The 5838-nt window shown below is 74.7% G+C and carries 7 protein-coding genes; 2 read left to right on the top strand and 5 right to left on the bottom strand.

The genetic code is table 11. The annotated features are described in order from the left end of the window. The coding region (locus DQW06_RS14590) for a molybdopterin-binding protein (RefSeq protein WP_117198660.1) at positions 1-725 on the top strand (725 nt) is incomplete at its 5' end. A gap of 67 nt (positions 726-792) precedes the next feature. Next, positions 793-1476 carry a GntR family transcriptional regulator gene (locus DQW06_RS14585; RefSeq protein WP_013155111.1) on the top strand — a complete coding sequence of 228 codons (684 nt, stop codon included), beginning with the start codon at positions 793-795 and terminating at the stop codon, positions 1474-1476. A 34-nt stretch (positions 1477-1510) separates the two neighbouring features. Here DQW06_RS14585 and DQW06_RS14580 read toward each other — a convergent pair whose 3' ends face one another. From DQW06_RS14580 to DQW06_RS14560, 5 genes are all read right to left on the bottom strand, one after another. Further along, positions 1511-1999 (bottom strand): DUF2087 domain-containing protein, encoded by a 489-nt coding sequence (locus DQW06_RS14580; RefSeq protein ID WP_117198658.1) that lies wholly within the window; start codon positions 1997-1999, stop codon positions 1511-1513. 71 nt (positions 2000-2070) lie between these two features. Beyond that, positions 2071-2889, bottom strand: a complete 819-nt coding sequence (locus tag DQW06_RS14575) for an HAD family hydrolase (RefSeq protein WP_013155109.1) — start codon at positions 2887-2889, stop codon at positions 2071-2073. A 43-nt stretch (positions 2890-2932) separates the two neighbouring features. Further along, positions 2933-3865: an STM4011 family radical SAM protein gene (locus DQW06_RS14570; RefSeq protein ID WP_013155108.1), complete on the bottom strand. Its 933-nt coding sequence runs from the start codon at positions 3863-3865 to the stop codon at positions 2933-2935. Further along, positions 3862-5208 carry an STM4012 family radical SAM protein gene (locus DQW06_RS14565; RefSeq protein ID WP_071622783.1) on the bottom strand — a complete coding sequence of 449 codons (1347 nt, stop codon included), beginning with the start codon at positions 5206-5208 and terminating at the stop codon, positions 3862-3864. Before DQW06_RS14565 ends, DQW06_RS14570 begins: the two co-directional genes overlap by 4 nt. After that, a partial coding sequence (locus DQW06_RS14560; protein WP_117198656.1) for an STM4013/SEN3800 family hydrolase occupies positions 5205-5838 on the bottom strand: 634 nt, incomplete at its 5' end. The genes DQW06_RS14565 and DQW06_RS14560, both read right to left, overlap by 4 nt.

The raw sequence follows: 5838 nt of genomic DNA, 5'->3' as shown, positions 1-5838 counted from the left end.
GCCCCGTCACCCCCGCCCTCCTGGGGCTGGCCGCGAGCCTGGGCCTGGACACGCTGCCCGTGGTCCGCCCCGCGGTGCGCGTCCTGGTCACCGGGGACGAGGTCGTGCGCGAGGGGAGACCGCGCCCGGGCACCGTGCGCGACGCGATCGGCCCGCTGCTCCCCGGCCTGGTCGCCTGGGCCGGAGGGCGCTGCCTGCCCCCGCTGGCGGTCGCCGACCGGGGCCGGGACACGGCCCGCGCCCTGGAGGCGTCCGGGCCCTCCGAGGTCGTCGCGGTCTGCGGCTCCTCCTCGGCCGGGCCCGCCGACCACCTGCGCCCGGTGCTCACCGCGCTCGGCGCGCGGATGGTCGTCGACGGGGTGGCCTGCCGCCCGGGGCACCCGCAGGTGCTGGCCGTGCTGCCCTCGGGAACCGTGGTCGTGGGACTGCCGGGCAACCCCGGCGCCGCGCTGGCCGCCGCGCTCACCCTGCTCGTCCCGGTGCTCGCCGGTCGCGCGGACCGGCGCGACCCCGCCCACCTCGGCCGACGGGTCCGGCTCATCGGGCCGACCCGGCCGCACCCGACCGACACCCGCCTGGTGCCGGTGCGCGTCAGCCGCGACCTGGCGGTGGAACTGCCCGGCACCGGCTCGGCCGACCTGCGCGCCGCCGCCGTCGCCGACGCCCTCGCGGTCGTGCCGCCCGGCCGCCGGACGGGGCGCGTCGAACTCGTGGAGCTGCCGTGAGGGCACACGTGGCCGCCGCCTTTTGTACACTGTCTACAAAGCCCACGCATCCGGATGGAGCCGCCCTATGTCCCCACAGGGGTTGAACGCCGTCGCGGGACGGGTCCAGCGCCCCGTGCCGCTGCGTGAAGCCGTGTACGAGGCCATCCTCGACCTGATCACCAACCGGTCGCTCTCACCCGGTCAGCACCTGGTGGAGACCGAGCTGGCCCAGACCCTCGGCGTCTCGCGCCAGCCGGTCCGCGAGGCGATGCAGCGGCTCAGCAACGAGGGGTGGGTGGACCTGCGGCCCGGGTACGGGGCGTTCGTGCACACGCCCACCGAGAGCGAGGCCGACCAGCTCCTGGCCGTGCGCGCCCTGCTGGAGACGGAGTCGGCCCGCCTGGCCGCGCAGAACGCCTCGACCGAGCAGATCGGGACGATGCGCGACCTGGTCGCCGCCGGGCGCGCGGCCACCGACCGCGCCGACACCGACGCGGTCGTCCAGGCCAACGCCGACTTCCACCGCACCGTCACCGAGGCCTCGGGCAACCGGGTGCTCGCCGAGCTGGCCGCGCAGGTCGACCGGCGGGTGCGCTGGTACTACGCCCCGGTCGCCCGCGTCCGCGGCGCCGCCTCCTGGGACGAGCACTCCGCCCTCGTCGACGTCATCGAGGGCCGTGACGCGGACGCGGCGCTGCGGCTGATGAGCGAGCACACCGAGCGCACCCGCCGCACCTACCACGAGCAGGTGGACGGCGTGGAGGGCTGAGCCGCCCCGCGCCCATCCCCTCACCCGCGGCGGCTCAGGCCTCCACGACCCGGTACGCGCTGCCGTCGTCGTCGCGGGTCAGGTAGCCCTCGTCCACGAGGTGGCGGCGCATGGCCGAGTGGTCGTCGCAGCAGGACCGCAGGGCGGCGTTCACCTGCTTCTCGGTGTAGGTCGCCCCGGGGGCGAAGAACCGGTCGGTGATCCGCGCGAACACCCGCGCGCGCAGCTCGCGCCTGGCGGGCAGCGCGCTCAGCCGCCCCTCGTGGAACAGCGCGTCCACCGGGTCCCGGCGCACCGGCCGGTGCTCCTCCAGGGCGGCGGAGAACACCTCCGGCACGCACACCAGGCGGTCGCCTTCCTCGCGCACCAGCCCCGCTTCCACGAGCCGGGACATGTCCCGGCGCCCCCGCGCGCGGACCTCCTCGGCGGGCAGCCCGCCGGCTCCCGCGCCGACCACCCGGGCGTAGAGCTCCAGGCGGTCGGGGTCGGCCAGGGACGAGACGATCTGGGTGGGGTGCGGCAACGGCGGGCCCTCCTCCGGGTACGTGTGAGGCGACCCTAGGAGGCGGACCCGGCGGGGGTCCAGGCGTTTTTTCAGCGCTCTGCCAGGAGCTGCTCGACCACCCGGCCCACACCGTCCTCGTTGGCGGACGGGGCCACCCGCAGCCCCAGCGCCGGGTCGAGCAGGTCCGGGTGCCCGCTGGCCATGGCGTAACCCCCGCCCGCCCAGGACAGCGCGGCCAGGTCGTTGGGCATGTCGCCGAAGGCCACCACCTCCTCGGCGGCCACCCCCCACCGCTCGCAGACCATCGCGAGGGTGCTGCCCTTGTTCACGCCCGGCGCGCTCAGCTCCAGCAGGCTGTAGCTGCCCGAGAAGGTCACCTCCGCCAGCGACCCGACCGCCGCCGCGACCGTCTCGTGCAGCTCCTCCACCCGCATGTCGCGGGAGCGCACGAGCATCTTGGTGATCGGGGTGGCCCGCCTCAACAGGGTCTCGGTGTCCTCCAGCACCTCGCGCACCCACTCGCCGGACAGCCACGGCTCCAGGTGGTAGTCGGCGTCGTGGAAGAAGTCGGTGCCGGTCTCGATGCCGTAGCCGATCCCGGGCAGCTCCGCGTTGACCTTCTCGACCACCGAACGGGCGGTCTCCGGGGAGATGGCGCGTACCAGCGGTTCGTCGCCGGGCACGTGGGCCAGCGAGCCGTTGCCGCAGAGCACGGCGGCGCAGGGGAGCTGCTCGGCGATGTGCTGCGTGGTCCGCGGCGGTCGCGCGGTGGAGACCACCACCCTGACGCCCGCCTCCGCGGCGGCGACCAGCGCCAGCCGGTTGCGTTCGGAGACCAGGCCCCCCGCGTCCAGGAGTGTGCCGTCGAGATCGGTCGCGATAACCCGGGGAAAGACCATGGTGGGCATTATGTCTGTTCCCGGTGACGTTGCGAAGCGGTTTTGACCCGTCTCACACGAGCGGGAGCAGGGAGCCGAAGGCCGCCGGGACCCGTTCCACCACCCCGCCCCGGAACACGTCGTACAGGTCCAGGGACTCCAGGTGGACGTAGCCGATGTGGCAGTCGCAGCTGGTCAGCGGGCACGCGCGGGGGCCGAGCCCGGCGGCGAACGAGCCGTCGTAGAGGTTGCCCATCGGCGTGTCCACGAAGTGGCACCGGCGCACGTCGCCGTCGCCGTTCACGGACAGCACAGTGTCACCGGTACGGCAGGGCAGACCCCGGCTGGGGTGGGGGCTGCGGCTGTAGTGGAAGTGGGGGTCCAGGGCCTGCCACAGCTCGGCCTCGGCGTCGGTGTAGGTGCGCCCCTCGGCGGCGTTCACCCACAGGTACACCCGCTCGGGCAGTTCGGCGCGCATCCGCCGGGCCGCTTCGAGGTGCTCCGGTTCGCCGACCACGCCGACGCTGAACCGCACCCCCATCCCGTCCAGCTCGCGCGCCTTGGCCAGGAAGCGCTCATGGGTCACCTGACCGGGGTGGTAGGTGGTCCACAGCGCGGCGGTGCCGGTGTCGCAGTCGGCCAGCCAGCCCAGGCGGCCGCTCAGGTTGGTCTGGATGGCCACCCGTTCCACGTGCTGCAGGTGGCTGAGACGGATGATCGCGGTCCGGTACCAGGACCGCACCAGCCCCTCGCCCCACGGGGTGAACAGCACCGAGATCCGGGTGCCGGGGTGTTCCGCCTCCAGCGCGGACACCCAGCCGGTGAAGCGCTCCAGCGCGGCGCGGTCGGCGCGCAGCGTCTCGGGGTTGTCGCGCCGCTTGGCGAAGGGGCAGTACGGGCAGTCGTAGTCGCAGCTGGCCAGCGGGCCGCGGTAGAGCAGGGTCAGGTGCGGCGGGAGCGCGGAGGCCCGGGCCGGGGACGAGGAGGAAGGGGTCACCGCGCTCACCGGGCCTCGTAGTCGGCCATCAGGGCCGCCACCCCGGCGGAGAAGAACATCGGCCCCACCGCGTCGGAGTGCGCGAGCCCCTCCGGGGTCAGCCGCAGCAGGTCCGGCGCGCCGTCCCGCTCCAGCCAGCCGCGCCCGTCGAGCACCGCCAGGGTCGCGGCGAAGTCCTCCTCGGGGCGGGAGCCGAACCGGTCGGCGTAGGCGGCGGTGTCCATCCCCTCCGCGAGCAGCAGCGACTGGAGCAGGTGGCGGCGGCGCCGCTCGCCTTCGTCCATGCGGAACCCCACCTCGGCCCGTCCGAAGTCCGCTTGGCGGCGGCTCGTGTAGTCGGCGATGATCGACCGCACCTGCCCCACGCCCACGGCGTAGTCGAAGGAGTAGTGCGCGGCGGAGGTGTAGGACCGCGCCCCGCAGCCCAGCCCCACCATGCCGTCGGTCTGGCAGGAGTGGTCCGGGGCCTGCGTCTTCGGGGCGTCCGCCCGCCGGAACATGCGCATGGACACCTGCTCGTAGCCGCGTTCGCGCAGGTGGTCGCGGCCCTGCCGGTACAGGCCCAGCCGGTGGTCGTCCCACGCGCGGGCGCGGCGGCCCAGCCCGGTGAGCGGGCGCACGTACAGCGGGTACAGGTAGACCTCCTCGGGCTCCCACTCCAGCGCCGTGTCCAGGGAGTAGGCCCAGGTGCGGGCGTCCTGGCGGTCGATGCCGTAGATGAGGTCGAGGTTGAGGTCGGCCGAGGCGTGCTCGCGGATCGCGGCCAGCGCCCGGTCCACCTCGGCGCGCTTCTGCGGACGCCCGGCCGCGTGCGCCTCGGCGTCCAGGAAGCTCTGCACGCCCATGCTGATCCGGGTGGCGCCGCGCGCGTCGAGCACCGCCAGCCGGTCGGGCGTGGCCGTGGCCGGAGAGGTCTCCACCGACACCGGGATCGCCGACAGGTCCACCCCGAAGGCGCTCTCGGTGAGGTCGTAGACCCGGGTGAGCTCCTCGGCGGTCAGGTAGGTGGGGGTGCCGCCGCCCAGGGCGGCCCGGGCGAAGGCGGCGCCCTCCGGCAGCGCCTCGGCCACCGCCTCCGCCTGGCGCTCCAGCGCGTCCAGGTAGGCGGTGACCTGCTCGGCCGGGGGAGTGGAGCGGGTGAACAGGTTGCAGAACCCGCAGCGCATCTCGCAGAACGGGATGTGCGCGTACAGCGACAGCGCGCCGACGTCCTCGCCGCGCCACAGGTCGGCGAGCGCGGGGCGCTCGGTGAAGGGCCGGTAGGCGCTCTTGTGCGGGTAGGCGTAGACGTAGGACTGGTAGGGGGAGTCGGCGCGCACCGGTTCGGGGCGCGGGGTCAGGGTGGTGGTCACGCGGTCGCCTCCTGTGCGTCGGCGGGAGCGGTGCGTCCCCGGGGCAGGAACGCGTGGGCGTAGGGGACCGTCCACACGGTCTCGTGGCCGATCCGGTGGCCGGTGTAGCCGTCCTCCCCGTAGGCGGTGCCGTGGTCGGAGCACACGATCGCGAAGCAGGGGCGGCGGGCCGACATCGCGGCCAGCAGCGGCGGCAGGTGCCGGTCCACGTACTCCAGGGCCGCGGCGTGGCTCTCCCGGGTGTCGCCGTCCTCCCGGACGGCGCCGGGCAGGTGGAACCAGTTGGGCTGGTGCAGCGCCGACACGTTGAGCAGCAGGAACAGCGGCTGGTCCGCGGGGCGCTCCCCGGCGATCCGGGCCGCGCACGCCACCTGGTTCTCGAAGGAGCGGGGGTCGGTCACGCCGAAGGACTCCTCCCAGTGGCTCTCGGCGAACATGTCCGGGATGACCGAGCCCACCGCCGACCGCCGGTTGAAGAAGCCCGTGCCCCCCACGCAGGCCGTGTGGTACCCGGCCCGGGCCAGCCCCGAGGCCAGGTCGGGCGCCTCGAAGGTCCAGGTTCCGGGCGCGGTGGACACGCTGCCGGGGAACGCGGCGGCGAACAGGCGCGGGTGCGGCCCGGGGGAGGCG

This window comes from Nocardiopsis sp. TNDT3 (assembly GCF_003427465.1).
GTDB classification, from domain to species: domain Bacteria; phylum Actinomycetota; class Actinomycetes; order Streptosporangiales; family Streptosporangiaceae; genus Nocardiopsis; species Nocardiopsis dassonvillei.
Note: the sequence above shows the minus strand (reverse complement) of the source record. Positions and strands in the feature narration are given on the sequence as shown.

What these genes read in the sequence shown, in the direction of transcription:
- DQW06_RS14575 (WP_013155109.1), bottom strand. Translation starts at nt 2,889, where the DNA reads ATGCCCACCATGGTCTTTCCCCGGGTTATCGCGACCGATCTCGACGGC.
- DQW06_RS14585 (WP_013155111.1), top strand. Translation starts at nt 793, where the DNA reads ATGTCCCCACAGGGGTTGAACGCCGTCGCGGGACGGGTCCAGCGCCCC.